Source organism: Stenotrophomonas maltophilia group sp. Smal32 (assembly GCF_030237085.1).
GTDB lineage: Bacteria > Pseudomonadota > Gammaproteobacteria > Xanthomonadales > Xanthomonadaceae > Stenotrophomonas > Stenotrophomonas maltophilia_Q.
On the sequence record NZ_JASJSI010000190.1, the window covers coordinates 1 to 902 of the forward strand.

Annotated in this window: 1 protein-coding gene; it reads left to right on the top strand. The window is 65.6% G+C overall.

The genetic code is table 11. The features are described 5' to 3' along the window. Window positions 1–241: 241 nt before the first annotated feature. Entirely contained in the window at window positions 242–703 is a 462-nt protein-coding gene (locus QRO91_RS22080; protein WP_049430650.1) for a GNAT family N-acetyltransferase, read from the top strand. Window positions 704–902: the final 199 nt, after the last annotated feature.

The window sequence follows — 902 nt, forward strand, 5'->3', positions numbered from 1 at the left end:
GTCGTGGACCCGGGCGAGGTCGTCCACAAGGTCCCGGACCCCGCGGGTTTCCAGGGGTTCTGGGCCGAGGCGCCCAGCTATACCTACCAGCCGCCCCCGAAGATCCAGGCGGGGCCGCCCAGCATGGCGCTATGAGGTGTTGTTGTAGCCCCGAGCCCTGGCGCGCCGGCTAGGCCATCACGCAGCGCTTTGTTGCAACCAAAAACCCCCCACCTGGCGCTCGGCTCCACAAGGAGATGTCATGCAGTTCAGGACCGGCACCATGGATGACGTGGCCATGTTGTGGGCGCTGCGCACGCGGTGCGTGCGGGAGACCTGCAGCAGTCATTACCCGCCTGAGGTCATTGCGCCCTGGTCTGCCTCGCCGCCACCGTCGCAGTACGCGCGGCTGTTGTCGCAGGGTGGCTGCGTGGTGGCCGAGGACGAGCAGGGCGGTCTGCTCGGCTTTGGCGTGTTCGATGTCGATGCCAATGAAGTCGATGCGTTGTTCGTTGATCCCGATCGTGGCGGCCAGGGCATCGGCCAGGCGCTGATGCAGCGGTTGCTGGCAATGGCCGATCGTGAGCGTGAGGTGGTGCTGTCGGCCTCGCTCAATGCCGTGCCGTTCTATCAGCGGCAGGGGTTCATCAGCGTGAGCGAAAAGGCCTACCCACATCCCAGCGGCGTGGCGCTGGCGTCGGTGAGCATGCGCCGGCCGTGGTGAGTGCCCGTTTTCTGCGTTCTGTAGAGCCGAGCCCCCCCTCCGGGGCTTTTTTTTTAAGCCGACCCTGGGGTCCGCACTAAACGTATCCCCCTCCCCCCACGCTCGAACCCAAAACCCCGCCCTCACACCAGCCGCACCCACCCCCAGAACCCTTCAGCACGACCCACGCCACACGCCTTTCAACCGGGTAAAAACTACC